This is a genomic window from Acidovorax sp. LjRoot194 (assembly GCF_964253015.1).
Lineage (GTDB): Bacteria > Pseudomonadota > Gammaproteobacteria > Burkholderiales > Burkholderiaceae_C > Acidovorax.
On the sequence record NZ_CAXUQB020000002.1, the window covers coordinates 57,658 to 74,398 of the forward strand.

24 protein-coding genes and 1 pseudogene are annotated in these 16,741 nt (G+C 55.3%); 4 read left to right on the forward strand and 21 right to left on the reverse strand.

The window, feature by feature from the left end; all coding sequences use genetic code 11:
- Positions 1-2: 2 nt before the first annotated feature.
- From ACSQ3N_RS26560 to ACSQ3N_RS26645, 18 genes and pseudogenes are all read right to left on the reverse strand, one after another.
- Positions 3-542, reverse strand: a complete 540-nt coding sequence (locus ACSQ3N_RS26560) for a hypothetical protein (RefSeq protein ID WP_436137131.1) — start codon at positions 540-542, stop codon at positions 3-5.
- Positions 543-691: 149 nt separating this feature from the next.
- Entirely contained in the window at positions 692-1,021 is a 330-nt protein-coding gene (locus ACSQ3N_RS26565; RefSeq protein ID WP_436137132.1) for a hypothetical protein, read from the reverse strand.
- 7 nt (positions 1,022-1,028) lie between these two features.
- Positions 1,029-1,709 carry a YkgJ family cysteine cluster protein gene (locus ACSQ3N_RS26570; protein ID WP_436137133.1) on the reverse strand — a complete coding sequence of 227 codons (681 nt, stop codon included), beginning with the start codon at positions 1,707-1,709 and terminating at the stop codon, positions 1,029-1,031.
- A 108-nt stretch (positions 1,710-1,817) separates the two neighbouring features.
- Entirely contained in the window at positions 1,818-2,051 is a 234-nt protein-coding gene (locus ACSQ3N_RS26575; RefSeq protein WP_436137134.1) for a hypothetical protein, read from the reverse strand.
- A 13-nt stretch (positions 2,052-2,064) separates the two neighbouring features.
- Positions 2,065-2,562 (reverse strand): hypothetical protein, encoded by a 498-nt coding sequence (locus ACSQ3N_RS26580; protein ID WP_436137135.1) that lies wholly within the window; start codon positions 2,560-2,562, stop codon positions 2,065-2,067.
- Complete coding sequence (locus tag ACSQ3N_RS26585) at positions 2,562-2,798, reverse strand: hypothetical protein (protein WP_436137136.1); 237 nt, start codon at positions 2,796-2,798, stop codon at positions 2,562-2,564. Before ACSQ3N_RS26585 ends, ACSQ3N_RS26580 begins: the two co-directional genes overlap by 1 nt.
- Before the next feature lie 95 nt (positions 2,799-2,893).
- Positions 2,894-3,319 (reverse strand): hypothetical protein, encoded by a 426-nt coding sequence (locus ACSQ3N_RS26590; protein WP_436137137.1) that lies wholly within the window; start codon positions 3,317-3,319, stop codon positions 2,894-2,896.
- Positions 3,320-3,324: 5 nt separating this feature from the next.
- Entirely contained in the window at positions 3,325-3,798 is a 474-nt protein-coding gene (locus ACSQ3N_RS26595) for an RES family NAD+ phosphorylase (protein ID WP_436137138.1), read from the reverse strand.
- Positions 3,795-4,376, reverse strand: a complete 582-nt coding sequence (locus tag ACSQ3N_RS26600) for an antitoxin Xre/MbcA/ParS toxin-binding domain-containing protein (RefSeq protein WP_436137139.1) — start codon at positions 4,374-4,376, stop codon at positions 3,795-3,797. The genes ACSQ3N_RS26595 and ACSQ3N_RS26600 overlap by 4 nt, the downstream gene beginning before the upstream one ends.
- A gap of 204 nt (positions 4,377-4,580) precedes the next feature.
- Entirely contained in the window at positions 4,581-4,916 is a 336-nt protein-coding gene (locus ACSQ3N_RS26605) for a hypothetical protein (protein WP_436137140.1), read from the reverse strand.
- A gap of 75 nt (positions 4,917-4,991) precedes the next feature.
- Positions 4,992-5,393, reverse strand: a complete 402-nt coding sequence (locus ACSQ3N_RS26610) for a hypothetical protein (protein ID WP_436137141.1) — start codon at positions 5,391-5,393, stop codon at positions 4,992-4,994.
- Between the two features lie 114 nt (positions 5,394-5,507).
- Positions 5,508-6,494: a transposase gene (locus tag ACSQ3N_RS26615; protein ID WP_436137281.1), complete on the reverse strand. Its 987-nt coding sequence runs from the start codon at positions 6,492-6,494 to the stop codon at positions 5,508-5,510.
- A gap of 51 nt (positions 6,495-6,545) precedes the next feature.
- Positions 6,546-6,683, reverse strand: a pseudogene (locus ACSQ3N_RS26620) (hypothetical protein); the annotation flags it as partial.
- Positions 6,684-6,784: 101 nt separating this feature from the next.
- On the reverse strand, positions 6,785-7,027 hold the full coding sequence (locus ACSQ3N_RS26625; protein ID WP_436137142.1) for a hypothetical protein: 243 nt from the start codon (positions 7,025-7,027) through the stop codon (positions 6,785-6,787).
- 109 nt (positions 7,028-7,136) lie between these two features.
- On the reverse strand, positions 7,137-7,574 hold the full coding sequence (locus ACSQ3N_RS26630; RefSeq protein ID WP_436137143.1) for a hypothetical protein: 438 nt from the start codon (positions 7,572-7,574) through the stop codon (positions 7,137-7,139).
- A 198-nt stretch (positions 7,575-7,772) separates the two neighbouring features.
- Positions 7,773-8,081 (reverse strand): H-NS histone family protein, encoded by a 309-nt coding sequence (locus ACSQ3N_RS26635; RefSeq protein WP_436137144.1) that lies wholly within the window; start codon positions 8,079-8,081, stop codon positions 7,773-7,775.
- Between the two features lie 449 nt (positions 8,082-8,530).
- Positions 8,531-9,151, reverse strand: coding sequence for a phospholipase D family protein (locus ACSQ3N_RS26640; RefSeq protein ID WP_436137145.1), 621 nt, complete (start codon positions 9,149-9,151; stop codon positions 8,531-8,533).
- A 42-nt stretch (positions 9,152-9,193) separates the two neighbouring features.
- On the reverse strand, positions 9,194-9,412 hold the full coding sequence (locus ACSQ3N_RS26645) for a hypothetical protein (protein ID WP_436137146.1): 219 nt from the start codon (positions 9,410-9,412) through the stop codon (positions 9,194-9,196).
- 124 nt (positions 9,413-9,536) lie between these two features.
- On the opposite strand from ACSQ3N_RS26645, the gene ACSQ3N_RS26650 reads away from it, so the two are divergent.
- Complete coding sequence (locus ACSQ3N_RS26650) at positions 9,537-9,998, forward strand: hypothetical protein (protein WP_436137147.1); 462 nt, start codon at positions 9,537-9,539, stop codon at positions 9,996-9,998.
- A 25-nt stretch (positions 9,999-10,023) separates the two neighbouring features.
- Here ACSQ3N_RS26650 and ACSQ3N_RS26655 read toward each other — a convergent pair whose 3' ends face one another.
- Positions 10,024-10,425 (reverse strand): hypothetical protein, encoded by a 402-nt coding sequence (locus ACSQ3N_RS26655; protein WP_436137148.1) that lies wholly within the window; start codon positions 10,423-10,425, stop codon positions 10,024-10,026.
- Between the two features lie 165 nt (positions 10,426-10,590).
- Between ACSQ3N_RS26655 and ACSQ3N_RS26660 the strand changes: the two genes are divergently transcribed.
- The 3 genes from ACSQ3N_RS26660 (at position 10,591) to ACSQ3N_RS26670 (ending at position 12,523) form a co-directional block, all read left to right on the forward strand.
- Positions 10,591-11,079, forward strand: a complete 489-nt coding sequence (locus tag ACSQ3N_RS26660; RefSeq protein WP_436137149.1) for an Aca2/YdiL-like domain-containing protein — start codon at positions 10,591-10,593, stop codon at positions 11,077-11,079.
- Between the two features lie 92 nt (positions 11,080-11,171).
- Positions 11,172-11,642 carry a DUF6283 family protein gene (locus tag ACSQ3N_RS26665; protein WP_436137150.1) on the forward strand — a complete coding sequence of 157 codons (471 nt, stop codon included), beginning with the start codon at positions 11,172-11,174 and terminating at the stop codon, positions 11,640-11,642.
- A 14-nt stretch (positions 11,643-11,656) separates the two neighbouring features.
- Positions 11,657-12,523, forward strand: a complete 867-nt coding sequence (locus tag ACSQ3N_RS26670) for a restriction endonuclease (RefSeq protein WP_436137151.1) — start codon at positions 11,657-11,659, stop codon at positions 12,521-12,523.
- Positions 12,524-13,103: 580 nt separating this feature from the next.
- On the opposite strand, the gene ACSQ3N_RS26675 is transcribed toward ACSQ3N_RS26670, so the two are convergent.
- Both ACSQ3N_RS26675 and ACSQ3N_RS26680 read right to left on the reverse strand, forming a co-directional pair.
- Positions 13,104-14,078, reverse strand: a complete 975-nt coding sequence (locus ACSQ3N_RS26675; RefSeq protein ID WP_436137152.1) for a hypothetical protein — start codon at positions 14,076-14,078, stop codon at positions 13,104-13,106.
- A gap of 1,583 nt (positions 14,079-15,661) precedes the next feature.
- Entirely contained in the window at positions 15,662-16,732 is a 1,071-nt protein-coding gene (locus ACSQ3N_RS26680) for a ParB/RepB/Spo0J family partition protein (protein ID WP_436148023.1), read from the reverse strand.
- Between the last annotated feature and the right edge of the window lie 9 nt (positions 16,733-16,741).

The window sequence follows — 16,741 nt, forward strand, 5'->3', positions numbered from 1 at the left end:
GTTCAGGAACGCTGTGAACTGGAGATTTCAAGCATTGGCATGCACCGCTGCACTTCGTTTGAAAAGCTCCTTTCCGCGCCCTGGTGGCTGGCCAATGCGGATGCGTGCGGCTCGTGACCCCGAGCCACCTGCAATTGCGCTTCGTAATCGAAATGCGTTTTGAGGGCCTGTTGGAGGTCGACTACGCGCAGATAGGCCCTCCCGGCCAGAGCTTTCTCCAAATGGCTCTTGCCAGCTTTGTTGAAGGGAAAGACCTCCAGCAGCAGGAGCCCGTCATCCCCCAGAGGCCTGAAGCGCCCCATGCCGATGAGGATGCTTCCCGCAAAGAAGGCCAGCCCCAACGCATACATCGTCGCGAGAAGGACTGAATCAAGGGGGTTTGGCAGATGCCCCCCAGCCGAAATCCGAGCGGTTTCCAGAACGATTCCAGCCCCCATGCCAAAGAAGACGATGGCGATCACCCTTTGGCTCGATAAATAGTGGCGAGCGAGCTCCACGGCGTTATCGCTGGTGGAGCTTGAATCGATTGTTGGGTATGTCATGACGAGGCCGGACAGAAAATGAAGCGAGGGAACAAGCGTCGGTGCGCCCTTCCCTCGCGTTCAATTGTCCAGACACGCACCGCTCCAGAAGCCCCCGAAAAGCAAGCAAAACAGTGACGTTTCGCCTGAGGGGCTGTCTGTGACCTACATCACGCCCCAATACTGGTGTAGCAGGGATGCAGCTTCCAGAACTCATCAGCCGAAATCTCGCGTGAAGCCATCCCGTAATGGGCCTCCAGGAGCGGAACGACTTTGGCAGCGAATGCTTGTTTGACCGCCGCGCTCCCGTTGAACACCGAGCCGCCGCACTCAAAGCACAAGGCGCCGTCCAGCCCAGTCACGTCCACCCCAACTCGATGAGCCAAGGCGTCGAGACCCGGAATAACGTGATGGCCGTATGGCACGCGCAGGTAGCCAGCGCCCCTACGCTTGGGCACGAGGACATTGAAGTTGTTCGCCACCCATGAATACAGGAGCACGAGGCGCTTAGTCTCCGCCGCAGCCATTGGTATTGACCCGGGCGGGATCACCGAGCACTGTCCCATCGGTCTTGCTGTGGACGTCTCCCAGCCCCACCGGGAACCACTCGCGAATGTCGGCGTACTCCTGGTGAGGTCCCAAGGCGACGACGGCTCCTACATGGTGATCGGTAGCGTTCAGATAGGGAACATTCGTTTCCCCGCCCTCAATGAGCTGGCACAACAGGGGGTCTTCGTCCAGGTTGATCAGCAGCCGGCACTGAAGGGGCCTTGAGCCGTAAACGCCGCACTGATCGCCCTTCAGGAAGGTGCACGGCTTACCAAAATACGCTGCCGTGGCGGTCTGCAGCGCCTCTTGAACGTCGGAGCTGTTCATCGTGAATCTGCCCGCGCTCGGGTTGAGCGCTGCGCCTGTCTCCTTGGCGATCACCTGGGCTTCGGTTCGGGAAACCATCACGGTGATATGGCAGCAGTGCGCACAGCCTTTACCGCATGCAGCAAGATGCTTCGCGCCATCAGCAAAGTAGTCTGCGGCCTTGCGTAGCCAAGTGACTCGCTTGGTAGCGTTTCCAGCGCGTTGTGCCTGGTCCACCATTCTCAATTCAGGGTTTCGATCACGGCCATGGAGTGTCCGTACCTTGGCTTCCACCCGGTCCTTGAGGCCCTCCCACCGCTGTTCGATGCGCATGCGATTCTCAGCCGTGGCAGGCAGTATCTGCCCAGCGGGAATGAGCCCCTTCGGGTCGTTCATGTCGGCCGACGATGGAATTTCTGTTGACGCCACGGGTCCCCCCATTCAGGCAAGGCCGCAAACACCTGCAAGCGACTTTTGCAGCACACCGTTTCGCAGGAGCGACTCAACGGTTGCTGGGGGAACCGACCGCGTGGTGACGCCATCGCGCAATCTGAAGAGGCCGGTGTCGCTGTGGTGCTGCAACGTTGCACCTTCGCGTATCTTGCTCACCAGGAGATGTTGCGGTTCGCTGAGCTTTCGGACTGCGTTCCTCGTTGCTTCGCGTGCCTTGGTCATGCTCGCTTCCTACCTATGCCTGACCAGTGAAGCGGCTGGCCGCATCGTTCCGGCGCTGGTTGAGCGCTTCTTGCTCCATAGCCCCTTCATGCTCGAAGTGCAGACGCAGAGCCTTCTCCAGGTCTATGGTGCGGACAGCGCCGCGCTGCGCAACAACACTTCTTAAATGGTCCTCGCCGGGCCTGTTGAAACGGAAGCTTTTCATGATCTCGATGCCCCAGTCGTTGACTGGGGCGAACCGAGCACGTACCAACATCGAGCAGAAATGAAAAATTCCTGCAGCCGCGATAGCACATAGAGCAACCAACACATACGCGATGTGCAGTTCAAACGGCAGCTCATAGAGCGCATATCCCACAAACCCCGTCAATGCGAGGGCAACGCCAACCGCCACCGCAAAAATCCAGGTTGGAAAGTACATATATGCCTCAACCTTGAGCTGTGCATCAGCGTTTGATTTAGTACCCTCGCAGGAGCATTCTTTAGGCTGATCGCAATAAGGGGTGGACATCAGTTCTCTCCTTTCGCTTCGAGAAGCGAGGTTGCTATTTCTTCGAAGCAATCAAGCGCCGCATCCAGCGCGGACGCCGCTTCTTCGCTGGCCTGACCGTTCTGAGCAGACTGAAGCGACTCGGGCATGTTTTCGAACGCTTCAACTTCATCATCATGGATCTGTTGAAGGCGATCACGTAGATCCATCAGCTCATCGAGCAGAGTCTGGATCTCTCTGCGGCGCTGATCATTCATGACTCAATTGTCCCAACACGCTGAGGCTCGCAGACCCCTTGAAAAGCAAGGAAAAACGCGACGTTACGAACTTCCATGAGGGCGGCGCTTGATGGTCAAGTGCTTTTGCCACCTGGTTGAGTCGAGTCACCTGCCCTGGCGGTGCCGCTTAGAGCTCCCGCCAAAGCGCTCTCGGCCGCAGCCTGAGCGGGCTCAAGGCCCTCATCAAGAGCTGCACATGCGAGCATCACTAGGCGGGGCACCCGGTCGGGGTCCTTGAGATAGCTGGCGTAGGTCGCACGGCTAACCCCCAGGGCCTTGGCGCCGCTTTCATAGGTGTGGCCATGCCGTAGGTGCCAAACGCCAATGTTGCGCACGCAGTGACCAATCGTGACTCCATGGCAGGCAAGCGCAACACTCGTGGGCAGCTTCTCGCGCTTGAGGTAGCTCCAGAAAGTAACGCGGCTAACCCCAAGGGCTTTTGCAGCTGCCTCGTAGGTGTAGTTGTGCAGCCGCTGCCAATCTACGAGATGTTCATTCATGAAAGTTAAATCTTCCACAATCGACCGTCATAAAGAAATTTGCGCACCTTCGTCACGGTGATTTTTTTCGCGTCTGGGTGTTTGGGATTGATGAGGATGTTCAGTTCTTCAGGCACAACAACTGAGGGGATCGCATAGACCGCGCTGGAGCCGCTCTTCAGCCAAGAGTCCCCAGCGTTCAGAGAGACCTTTCCGAACGGCAGCGCATCCCACCCCACAGGCAGACTGTCCGCGGTGTCCTTCTTCCTCGCCTTCCACACATCCGGTGGTACATCCAATCTCACTAGATAGCGATTGGCTGGCACGCCTGGCAAATGGACCACAGTCTCCAGCAAAGCCAGCGCGATAGAGCTAGCCGTGTAGAGAACCGGCGTGCCCTGGCTATTCCAGCGCCCACCCGAAATCCGGGCACCCTCACCCGTTGCGTCGTCGGCCGTGTAGTCCTGTGTGTCTTGCGCAATTCGCCAAACAGCTGTCATGCGTAAGCACCGCTTTGAGCCTGTGACAGCAGGCGCGATACCAACTGCTGCCCTTCGGCCGAGTCCATGTACCCGGATGGCTTGCGACCGCCCAAGGCCGGGCTTGGCTCCTCCAACCATTTTGCGACCCATTGGGCGGCATCAAAACCCTCTTGCCCCCCTGATTCATCCACCATCGCCTGCACCTGGCCGATTAACCTCGTGATGCCGTAGACCCGCGAAGACAACTCAAGCGGCATACGAAGCTTTTTGCTCGAAAAACGATGGAAGGTAGCCCGTGGCACACCAAGAATTTCCAACAGCTTTTCCTGCGTGACCTTCATGTTGCCGGCGATTTGGTCCAAAAGCGAGGGCTCCACACCCGACTTGACGACTTGCACCCACTCCAAGGGCAGAGCACGATATGCGTTCAGGTACAGATCAGCATGACCTGAATCCCGCCGAGAAATTTGCTTTCTATCGGTGACGATCACACTTTTCTTCACGCGTGGGGGCTTAACTTTGCGTGGCTCTGCGCTGCCTCCCCCCGCAAACGCAGAGGCGCGTAAAGGCTTTTTATGGGTGATGATGACAGGCATAAATTCTCCTTTGAAGGTGCATTCTGTCTCAGATGGAGCTGAAATGCCATCGTTCAACCTCGCCTGTTGACTCCCAGACTTTGGGGGCGGGGATCTCATTGCAGGCACGGGTGGTGTGCCACGCGGGAGACAAGGTTCATCTGCGACATCGGTTAGCAAAAAAAAAGCACCCTTTGGGGTGCTTGCAGCGCTGGGGATGTTCGGTCATATGTACCGCCGTAAATGTGCTTTGGCCTGGTCACCTAAACCTATCTTTTGGGCTGTCCGTACGAACTCATCAGCCCCCGCCGCAGTGACAGGGAACACCTGAAAATCACCGTCCTGCCCCAGGATAGCTACCGCCTCGTTGACCTGGGCGAACGGGGAAGGAATCTGCTCAAGTCTCGCTCGTGTTTCCTTGTCGTCGCGATCATCGAGCGCCTGCAGTGCCCAGGTCACGATCTCTTCCCCCCTGAGGCTACAAACGAAGGGTTTGACTGTGGAACCCGTTTGAGTGCTTCGAATGCTGCGGATGACAAAGTATTCGGTCTGAAAGGGCATCTTTTCTCTCCGGTACGTCGCCCGGCGACACGTGGAGTTACATCATATGCCTGACTCTCAAAGAGACTTTTTATCTCACTCCTCGCACGTCTTCTGAGCGCGAAAGACGTTATTGTTGCGGCTGAGCAGTTCTACTGCCATAAGCTGACCTACTGCCCTGAGTAGCGCGCGGATGAACCCCGATACCGACTCTTGCAGCTGAGTGATCGATGCAGCGACCGGTATTTCCAATGCCGCAGCCTGTTTCATCGGCGCATCATCCGCCCCTTGATTGACGCTCGCACAGAGAATCAGGCCATTGCCGGTGGCCGTCCGCAGGGACACGTGCGCACGGTGCCCGCCAGCAGCACCGGGAAATTCTCGTACCAGCTCGTCGACTGCGCTACCGACACTCCATCCAGACCGCTTCAGCAGGTCAAAAACGACAAGTTTGGCGGCTTCTGAATCGCATGAATTGGAATCGTATTTGCGGCGCATATTCGTTCGACAGTCCAAAAACTGAACCATAGAAGAATAGGAAGTAAGGCGCAACGTCAAAATCCGATTTCTAGTTGTGGAGCCAGCAAATTTTTCTTCACGTTATGCCCTGCATCACTGAGCCTTGAGAACCTGGTCCCGAAGCCGAGAGATACCCATTCCGGGGCTAGAGATTGAGAACGCCGGCACGCCCGAAGGACACATCAATCTGGCCCGCAATGCCGAGATTGAATATTCACGGCCAAGTTGCTGCAGCAATCGCGCCATTTCCACGCCGTCAGTGACACCCAAAATGAAAGGTGGTGGGGCACCGGTTGAGAAGGCATTGAGGATCTGTAGCTGCCAATGTGACCACTGAAGGTCGAAGGCATGGAAGGACGATCTGCCTTCGGGGCTCAGTTGCGACAAGGCGAGGTCGATCCGTGCTTTGGCCTCTTCCGCGCAGACGGGGCTGGTAGACCCGTAGAGGCCCATGACTGTCCTGGTGAAGCCATGGGCCTCGGCCAGTGCGGGGTAGCGGCTCAGAAGCCCTTTCAATTGCACCAGCGAGGATGCATTCAATTGATCGTACGGGGTGAATAGGGCTTTCAAATCGCCGCGCATGCCGCGCAGCTGCCGAGGCTCCAAGTGGGCGCGTACGCTGATACGGATCGCCGTCAGCCCCTCACGTAGCAAGCTCTGAACTGCCAGGGGATCAATAAACACCCTCGCGGCCGGAAAACAATGGGTGGCTGCTTGGTGAGCCACCGGGTCAAAGTCAATGCTCAGGTGTGCAATTTCCTTGGCCTTGCCAAGCGACTGCAGGGCATCAGTGAGAGCTTCCGCGGTCGGATCTTCCACAAGATCGACGAGCATCTTGCTGCCGGCGTTCAGGATGAGATACCTGCGACTGCCCATGACCTTCGCGGCAAGGATCGCCATCGACGATCCGGCATTCATCCGAACTTTCGCGCGAATGTTCTGCATGTGCTCGTCGAAAACAGAGCGAACTGTTTTCTCGTGAAGGCCGACCTCAGCTGCAATAGACACGAAGGGCCTGGCCACCGCAGCCTCCCCTATCCAGCGGACGAGCCGCTGCGTCAGCATGCGCTGCGGCGACATGGCTGGAAGATCCTGGGTAAAGGTTCTGCGACAGCTCTCGGATTTGCAGCGGTAGCGCTTGGCTTCCACTAAAAGCTCGACTGCTTTGCCACGGCGAGGTATGTCTTGGAACCTCTGGGGCTGGCTACCCCAAGGGGCGATCTTTGCGCCGCAGTGCGGGCACTTCGAAGGAAAAGCAACGCAGTGCATTGCGACTCGCAGCGTAGATCCGACCTCCTCAAACCTGTCGACGCGGTACTGATGGGTGAGTATGGGTGCGTCCTCAATCGCCAATGGGCGTGCCGCTTCAATCACATGCGGGTGCGCAGCTCTTGGGTCAGCGCATCAAAACGTGAAAGGTCCTTCTCTCTAACGGCGCGGGCCAGGGCTTCCATGATGCCGCTGACTGTCATCGAACTGGGAGCAGCGTTCCGATCTCGCTCGCGTTGAGCGGCCTTGTGCTCGGCTGGAGTTCGTGCGCGACCCGTGGGGGGCCTGCCCCTGCGCTTCTTGCCAAGGATATCGACGGTGAACTTATCTTTGGGATCTTGCATATCGACGGTTCAAACACTGGCGGGGGCGCACAAAACTCTCAACTGCCTGTGTGTCTCGGGATTCCGACGAGTGGGAGTCTGAGATGGCCTGCATTACAGGCGGATGAAGCTAGCGATATCCACTGATCCGCAGATGAACAACCAGGGCACGCCATAAATCGATACCGCGAACCGGCAAGTTGGCCTTTTTCCGGACTGCAATCAAGTGCCTAGCCTCGTCCGCGAATTCAAAGTCACTCACGAGCAGCGCTTCCATTCCCTTCACCGGCTTTGCCAAGCTAGTGGCATTGGCCCAGAACATGGCGAAGCATACGATTGACAAAATGCCGACCAAAGGAGCCATCGGAGATGAGAAATTCCCATCTTTCAGCTCAAACGCAAGCCAAGCTGAGAAGCAGCTAGCGAACACCGCATATATCAACACCACCACTGGGTGATGCTCCTTCACAAATCCCCGGCCATGGAGGATGAGTTGAACCTGGGCGCTTTTCGTATTCGCTCTCGCGACAAGAAATCCTGATTCGCTGAACTCGTTGCTCATGTACATGGGGGCCTTTCCTGGGGGCTATTGGTGCTGTTCTTGCCTCTGTAGTGCAAGCCCTGCAATTATTTAACACGACAGTCAGACAAACACCCCCCGAAAAGCAAGCAAAAAGTGGACGTTTGACCTATCACCTTCATCTCTACTCCGCTTAGACAAAAAAAAGGCTCCCCGCAGGAAGCCTTTTGTAGCGACGAAGCGCTTTTATGAATTGATCAGATACTGCGTACGATCTGAAGCGCCTGCGATCCAGCGCGGTGCTTTGCCACGGCCAGTCCAGGTGGAGCCTGATGCCGGATCGCGGTACTTTGCAGCCACGGTACTGCCCTTGCGGGATGACTTAGATTCACCCGTTGCAGCTTTACCGCCGAAAATGTCTTTTTCTGTCAACGAAAAATCGGCGCACAGCTTCTTAATAGTTGCAATAGCCTCGCCTACTTCACTCTTGCGCGCTTCAGCAATCTGAGCTTCCAGCTCTTGCTTCTGCTTCATCAACTCTTGATAAGTTGCCATGTGGTGTGAGCCTCAAAATATTAATGACGAACGTCATTTTACATACGTTGAATAATTTGGGGCTCAAATGCAGCAGATAAACTGCAACATCAAGAAACTGACGGCAATGGGCAGTGGTCTCTCAAGAAGAGATACGCTCGTTTTCTTTGGGCGGAACTGAGCCGCTTGATGAGAGATATAGACTCTGGCGAGTGGGGCTGAACAAGAACAGAACCAGAACGAGAAGGTACCCCTCGCAAAAGGGCCGCATTTTCAATGTCCCGGCGCCACTGCATCGCTTTTTGCTCGTTCTGCGCTACTAGACGGAGGTGCTTGCCCGATCCCGATGTGAGCTCATAGGAGATCAACTGGTCCGCATCTGAAGCAGTTTTAGGTATTCGCAGAGTCATTGCATTTCATCAATTGTTCGATTGCACGAACAATTGTATAGCAATGCAATTATTTTGCAATTAATAGCCGGGTTCGAACGGCTCCGACAGCTTCCAGTTACTTGCGAAGTGCCCAGCGTACACAGCTACCAGCTCCGGATTGTCCCAGTGCACGATGACGTTTTCCGAATTGCGCGTAGCTGCTGCTTGGCTGTAATTGAAGCTTCCAGTCTGCACGGTTCTCGGGGTCAAAATCACCTTGTCGTGGAAGATCGGATAAGCGCCCACCACCCGGACCTGAGCCCCCGCTAGCTGCAAGGTGGCCAATGCAGAGCGGGACTTTGAGGTGTTGCCTTCCCCCAGGTTCTGTTTCTTGTCGGCCAGCACATAGACATGCACACCGCGTTTAACGGCTCTCACCAGGGCAGCGGTCACCTTTGCGCTGGTGAAAGAGTAGGCCATCACTCTCAAATCACCCTGCGCGCTGTCGATCACACGCAGGACCAACTCCTCGGCTCCCTGATTGGGTGAGAACGCAACCTCAATCGAACCCCTAGAGTTAACGACAGTGCCACCAGGGCTTGTCAGCTCTCGGACCTTGCGCAACTGCTCACCCGCATCCGATGCCATCCGCTGGGCTTTGCCCCCCCACCCTTCTGCTGCGTTACCAGCGGACAGCCCAAGGCAAAGCAGCAACGCCAAACACGCTCTAGATCCTGTAGTTACGGATTGCATCTCCATCCCTTAATGCGCGGCCACGCGAGTCGGTTGAGGCGCTTGCTGTTCAGGAGGCAGATGCGTCAATGCCACATCCAAAGCGTGTTGAGCAGTCGCAGTCAGCGTGGTAGAGGCTCGCTCGACGACACGGTCCACTGCACCTGAAGCTCCATCTGCAGTTTCCATCACCACGGCAACCGCGAAGCTTATCGCGGCAAAAGTCAAAGCGCTGTTCAGAATCGACATGAAAATTCCCTTGTTTTAAAGTTGTGCAATTCGTAATTGACGTTAAAGCAACTGTAATTGCATTGGCAATTGCAAGTTGTGTTTAAATTATGTAGGATTGGCCACATCGAAAAAGGAGTTTGGAATGCTGAAATTGATCAAGATTGCAATGCTTGCTGTGGCCGTAGGGCTGACTGCATGCGGGACGATGACCCAGGAACAACTCAACGAGATGGGCCGCAAGACTCGCGCGGACAACGACTACAAAGTCATCATCGAAGGGCGAATCAAAGAAGCCCGCATTGGCAAGCCACCGCGCGACGTCAAAGCCACTGACACGATCGGCTTGGCGACTAAGAGCGATACGCTGCAGGGGGCCTTCTTGGTCGTAGGCGTCATCGATCTGATCGAGAAGAGCCAGGACGTCATGCACGTGACCTACACCGACTACGCCACCGGCGAAGAAAAGAAGCTGCTCGCCCCGGCTCCAAGGAACCTCACCAATTTCCAGCCAGGCACCCTCTTCCGGTATTTCCAGACGACCAACAACTCGAATTACTTGCGGGTGTTCAAAACGGAAGAAGACTTTGCTGCCTTCAATCGATAGAGCTTTGCTGATGCGGGGGATGCAATCAGTGCGCATGCATTGCCGCCAGCGCCAGCGCAGCGGCCTCCGGATGAGCCCGAAACCAGACGTCAACCCAGAATCGTGCTTCCTCTAAGGCTGCTCTGAACACCTGTGGTTCGAACATGACGACCGTTGACGTTTTAGGCGCGGCTGAAGAATAGGAGCCAACCGAAACTGCAATGGTTTGCCCGAAGATCTTCTCGGACTGAACACCCAGGAAGTTTGGAGTGAAGTCATCGGGCACTTCGACCCTCAGACCGAATGAGTAGCCCTTTGCCCCTCGGCCGCTGGTGTCGAACCCGTTGATGAAGCAACCTTTGTAGACCTGATATCGCTTTACCTGAGCAACCACAAATCCGATGCTGATTGCATCAGTCGCACTAGGGAATGAGTATTTGGTTTGCATGGTTGGGAATGCTTTTGGCCAGTGTCCAAAAACAATCCGCACATGTCATTTTTTTAGAGCTGATTTCCCGTAAAGCGAGCAAAACCCGTGTTTTTCGACGGTAGTGCTCGACGCAATACGAACTTGCCCCAGTCATTTCTGTGAACTGCCCAAAGGAGCCCCGCCATGAAGACACCACATCTCAATACAGGTCTGCGTATTCAACTCATCCGGTCCGTACTTTTTTTGCAGCCCGCTGAAGCCTCTGCGATGTTCAGCGACATGACGCCCGAGAAATGGGCGGCGATAGAGGCCGGTCAAGAGGCTGCACCGGATCACGTCATCAAGAAGCTGGAAAACCTCTTCAACTGGCGCAATCATCAGCTTGCTATGACCCGACAGATGATGGTGAGCAACCCCACTTGCACGCTCAACGAGTTTTGGCATGCAACGATTGATGATTGGATGGCCATCGACGAACGAGAACCGGAGCACTTTCGGGCCGCGCAATCGCTGGCAGCGTCCCTCGCGACGGAATACCCGACACAGTTCAAGCTCTACCCTTTCGATCTGGCAGCATTCACGGCATGGGCTAGCGGTCGTCCCGGTACCGATGAGCTGCAATCACACTACTTGGCCATGATTTCCGAGCCAATGTTCAACGCGCATCGCTGACACTTGGCTGTCGGCAAGTCTGTGACGTTGCCATCCTCTCGCGCATATGAATGCCGGAACTCCTGGCACTTCAGAACCAAGACTACTGATCCATGGCAGCTCAATCTACAAAGCCAGGCAACGGGACTACAGCCAAGTCGCCTGATTCGCCTTCGCGTCTGATAGCAGTCACTCAAGCAGGGCCTGACCACCAAGTTGTCACGTTGGCTGGATCAGGTAGCGGCTGCTACCGTCGCACACCGTGCGAAAAATGCCCGTGGCGGGTGGATGCAACTGGTGAATTCCCACCAGAGGCATTTGTCCACTCAGCTACCACCGCCTACGACATGGCTACCAACCTGTTTGCTTGTCATGACTCAGGCACCAAACGCCCAGCGACCTGCGCCGGCTTCCTGCTGCGAGGGGCAGATCACAACCTCTCAGTGCGGCTAAAAGCCGTGCGCGGCGAACCGATGGATGACGTGACGGACGGTGGTCACGCCCTGCACGCGAATTACAGGGAGATGGCAGTGGCCAACGGCGTAGATCCTAGTCACCCGCGGCTCAAACTTTGTCGCGATTAAATCCAAGACTCCTCATGGCTAAATCAAAACGCTCATCAAGAGGGTCTTTCGGCGACGTCCTGGATGTGTTTGCGCTGCTCCCGTGGTGGATCTGTCTTTTGGCCGCAGCCGGCTCTTTCTGGTGCCTCCACTACTTCTCGTTGGCCTACTCCGACGCAGTGAGCGCAGACGGGCCGGCAAAAGCTGGGAAGGCGGCAATCCTGGCCTTACTGACGGTGGGCAAAGTCCTCGTTTCCTCCATGCTGCTCGCCTCTGCTGGCTTGTCCTACCTTGCACGAGCGAAGCGCAGAAACTTGCTGCGCCAAGCGGAAAGCCAGCGATCTCTTGAGGGGATCACTTGGCAGGAATTCGAGCTGCTCGTTGGCGAAGCCTTTCGTCTCAAGGGTTACCAGGTGAAGGAGTTAGGCGGTAGCGGACCTGATGGTGGAGTCGATCTTGTTCTCACCAAGAGCGGCGAAGCCCACCTTGTCCAATGCAAGCAGTGGCGATCTCTATCTGTTGGTGTCGACGTTGTTCGTCAGATCTTTGGGGTCATGGCAGCGCACGGTGCTGCTGGTTCGTTTGTGGTGACCTCAGGTACGTTCACGTCGGCTGCTAAGGACTTTGCGCATGGGAGAAATGTCGTCTTGATCGATGGCCAACAGCTGATGACCATGATCGCGGATGTACGCGGCAAGGACGCTTCAGCGCAAGGTACACGGCTTGAAGGCCTTCCGAAAAGGCGACCGGAGCCTGCGGTATCGAGGCCCGAGCCATCCGCGACATCGCCCGTCTGCCCATCGTGCAAGGGGGCTATGGTGAAGCGCATTTCCCGAAATGGTGCTCAACCTTTTTGGGGATGCTCCAGCTTCCCATCTTGCCGTGGCACGAGAAAACTCTAACTGACTGACTCGCCGCACAGGCAACAAAAAAGTAGCGTGCGATTTGACGTCATCGCTGGCAGCAGGGAGCAGTCCTCATGGCCTTCAACGGGCTTGGAAGCTTTTGTCGCCCCGCAGAAGCCCTCTGGGGAACGCTGCTATTTTCTTCGCTCTGCAGTCGCCCTTCTGTCGCCCCCCACTACTACTCGCTCTTTAGTCGCCCTTCAGTGATTCGAGGTGTTGGGGTAGTACCTTCTATGAAACATGGATAAAGCAAGATCCTGCTCGAAATGACTTTAAGCGAGCGTTGTGTTTCGTGGCGCTCCCCGTTTAGTTTCCAGGGGACTCGATTGGTTTGAAACTGCCTGGTGCCGCAAATGACGCTTCACGAAACTCGCTGACGCTGGCTTAAACCTTATCGTCAGCAGGCCACGGCTTTCAACCATCGTCATGTCAGCACGATCCACACTTTGTTAGCAAATCCAAAATTCACTCCGTGTTCTGTCTTCTCGGGACTTATCCACAAGCTGCAGCGCATGTATTTCGTAAGATTGTTTTAAGAAGATATAGAAGCCGCAGGATTGCCACATGAGTCCTGGGATTAGCCGTCCACCGGGACGAGCTTGCCTGCCTCGACCGCCTCAATGAACCCGATGGTGAATGGCGCCATACATGAGCGCTGTCCATCCGTCTCCCTGACGGCCCCGGACTCGATTCGGAAAACCTTCCCTGATTTTTTCGAAATAAAGCTTTTACCTTCGTAAATCTCAGATTTTTGAGCTAAATACTCGTGTTCACGGTTTTCCTGCTCTTTGGTTTGTTCTTCACGCATTCCTGCTGAAAAGTCGCGTCCGCTGACGAGCAATGCCTTGATGTAGGCGTACAGCTGGTTAGCCTTAAGTTTGAAGAGGTACTTATGGGCGCCATGGGCAACGTCGGAGAGACGTTGGCTTGCTGCTCTGGCTTGCTTCATGAGCCCTAGCACAGCGAATGGCGACAGACCCCTCCCGCAGAGCCACAGAAGGTCACTCGGCAGGGAAACATTCCCCACCCTTGTGTACCCCCCGTCAAAGCCGTTAACGACCTCTGTGCTGTCCGTTGGGTAGGTGGTAGTCCGCCTCTCATGAGAGCTGGTACCAGCATTGGGGTTGGTGGGCCGCTGGGGTGCAGTATCAAGCTTGTTATCGGAAAGCAGTCTTTGCTTAGCCGTGGGCTTGCCCAGTGCATCCACCAAGCCGAGTGCAACCAGCATCGCCTTTGTGGGAACGAGTGGCGACCGTGATCCGCGTAGCCCTGCCCGAGCTACGCGCTCTCGTTCAATGAGGTTTTGTTTCTCAAGCCAGCTGATCGCTCTATGGACTGAATCGAGTGACTTCCCCGATTCATCCGCGAGCGTTTGACGGGACGCAAAGATTTCGCTGAAGGGATTCAGCAAATTAATCTTTTGAACTATTTTTAAAACAATTCTAAGAAAACCATCTGGCATTTCGACAAATGCCGGGGCGTACGGTAGTTCCGAGCAAGCGCGAACAATCGCGTAGGGGTACCGTACTTCTGTATAGGCGAGCTTATCCATCGCAGTCTCCAGGGGACACGAATTCCTTGACGGATGCGCTGGAGAAAACTACTATTCGCTCTGTGTGGAGGACTACTTGCTTTTTCCGATTGACGTCGGTCGAGCAGTGAACAGTAGGAACTCAGGGCATCCTTCGATGCTGATAACCCCGGTAGTTGACGCTACCGGGGTTTTTTATTGGCCGGTTACTTAGGTCATGAGGTCACTCCTATATCGACGAACCCAAAAGCAAGAACCCCGCTTGGAGCGGGGTTCTTGCTTTTTGACTCTCTGGTCGGATGGGGCAGCTTGGCCCGTGGAACTGATGGGCGCCTTGCTTGGTAAATTCCTGTGCACGCTGTCGAGAGCTGCCGGCGCCATGCTTCGACCAGACCCTTGTACGTACAAGGCAGTCTCAGTCTTGGCAAAGTCGACTTGAACTGATCTTTTACTAGGCGAGGTCAAACTGAGCCCCCCCTTGTACGTACAAGGGTAGGTTAGATAGCTCGGTGTCAGGCAGGGCCGTGCCAACGCTCCACCCTTGTACGTACAAGGACCGGTTGGATTGCCGAAAGTCAGGTAGGGTCGCGCCAACAGTGCACCCTTGTACGTACAAGGGTCTGCGCCCAAGCCATCTGTGCATGCAAAATCTATCAATCGCCCTATGCACGCAAGAGGCTGATTTGCATCGACTCTGGAGCAATGGAATTCAACAAACAAAAGTCGCACCGCGCCTATGTGGGCCTGGAATAGAGGATCAGATTCCTCGCTCGCGATGTCTTTGTCTCGCAGACGGCTTTCGAACGTGGTTTGATCGAAGGGGGCAACGTAGAGGCGCCCTTGGGTGCGGCTCATCACGCCCTTGTACGTACAAGGGTCGGCGTCCACAGTGAGTTGGCGTTCGCTTGGGAGAGTCTTGCTATCGCGCCAGTTGTACGTACGAAAGACGTCAGTTGAACAGCGCGAAAGAAGTACGCTGTGAGGGTCCTCGCCCTTGTACGTACAAGGGTCCAAGTCCGCGCCTTCTAGGGATACACGAACGTAGTCGTTTGCAATGGAGCGCGCGTGCGTAAAAGAGGAGTCAGTGCCAGACCTGCTATGAAATAGATTACTGGTTGTCCCGCCCTTGTACGTACAAGGGCCCAGGCCTCCGTCGCTTCGGCGGACGCCTGTGTAGGCGATGTCCGTGCTGCCCTTGTACGTACAAGGGCCGTTGCCTACGCTCCATCGTGATTCGATCAAACGGCAGCTGGACACGAAAACCTTGTACGTACAAGGTTCACTCGCAGACACTCGGAAGTGTTCGGACCCGCTCTGCATCAGACCCTTGTACGTACAAGGGTCGATGGCAGAACTGGCATAGGCTCCGTCCAATGATGAATGGGCTATGTCACCCTTGTACGTACAAGGGTGACGATGGTCCCTGCCTTCAGCGTCATATATCGCACATGCCCGAAGAATTCCATTGAGGTGAAATTGCGTGGCAAATGGTTGGGGCAAAGCAAAAGGCCCTGTCTCTGCATAAAAGAACTTTTTGGTACGCCCATAAAGAACAAGGGACAGCGAGTGTCCCTTGTGTAGTTGCTGAGCTAAGCCCAAATAAGTCATTCTTGAGTGCTTGAGGTAGGAGCTGATGGCTCAATACCATCGTCCTGGCCAACAAAGAACGGAGCCAAAGATTTCTCGATGAGCGCGTTGAACTCTTCAAGCCTCTCAGGAGAGATGGTGCCTGTAATTTCCACTTGACCATCCGTGCGAAGACGAAAATGGCCATTGGGAAAGCGGCGCTGGAAATTCACTTGGCTCTTCTTGCGTCCGGCCTTCTTTTCTGACGAACCAATCGCGAGCTCAACCTTTTGCTTCAGCCAGCGAAAAGTTTCGTCTTCCTCTACGAAATTTTTGCAAACTTCCAGTGCGTAATCGCGTCCTTTCAGATCAGTGAGCCTCTTGAAGTGCGAAACAGCGTTGACGGTGACCTTCTCTGGGTACTGCTTCGCGAAATCAATGAGGTCTACGTCCAGGCTATCGTAAGCACCGTACTGATAAAGGGTGCCAATTGGAATGCCTGTTTCGGTAGCGATCTGATCCCATGTCCATCCTGATGATCTGAACTTCTTGAAGAACAAAGCCCTGTCGTAGTCGCTATGGGCACGACGTTCCTCATTCTCTGCATAGCCGAGCCAAGCCGCCTGTTGCTCAGTGAGGTCATAGTGGATGACCGCTTTGACTTTGCGTTCTTGGAGATCCCTGGCGCGTATTGCCTGTACTCGTGTCCACCCGTCGCCAATGATGAAACGACCGGGTTTGGACGGATTTGGTATGACGTGAATTGCGTCTCGCTGCCCATTCGCATGAATCGAGTTCGCAATTTCCATAATTGCGCTATCGTTGTATTGATTACGCGGGGGAAAGGCGTTTTCGTCTATGGCGAACACATCGATCCAGAATGTTTCCTGGACCATCACAAGACCTGCCGGGACAGATAATGCCCCATCGTGCTTCTCAGGGGCATGCACGGTCGAACTATCAAGTTCGACCGCAGAAGAAGCACCTTCAGGACGAGATACAACATCCCCGTCCTCAACTATCTCGGGCAACCGCAAGGGTGGTACGAACGGCGCAACTTTAGGTCTTTTAGCCGCAGCTGGCGGTGCGGACTTGCTGTCGTCCTCCACCGGCGCGAA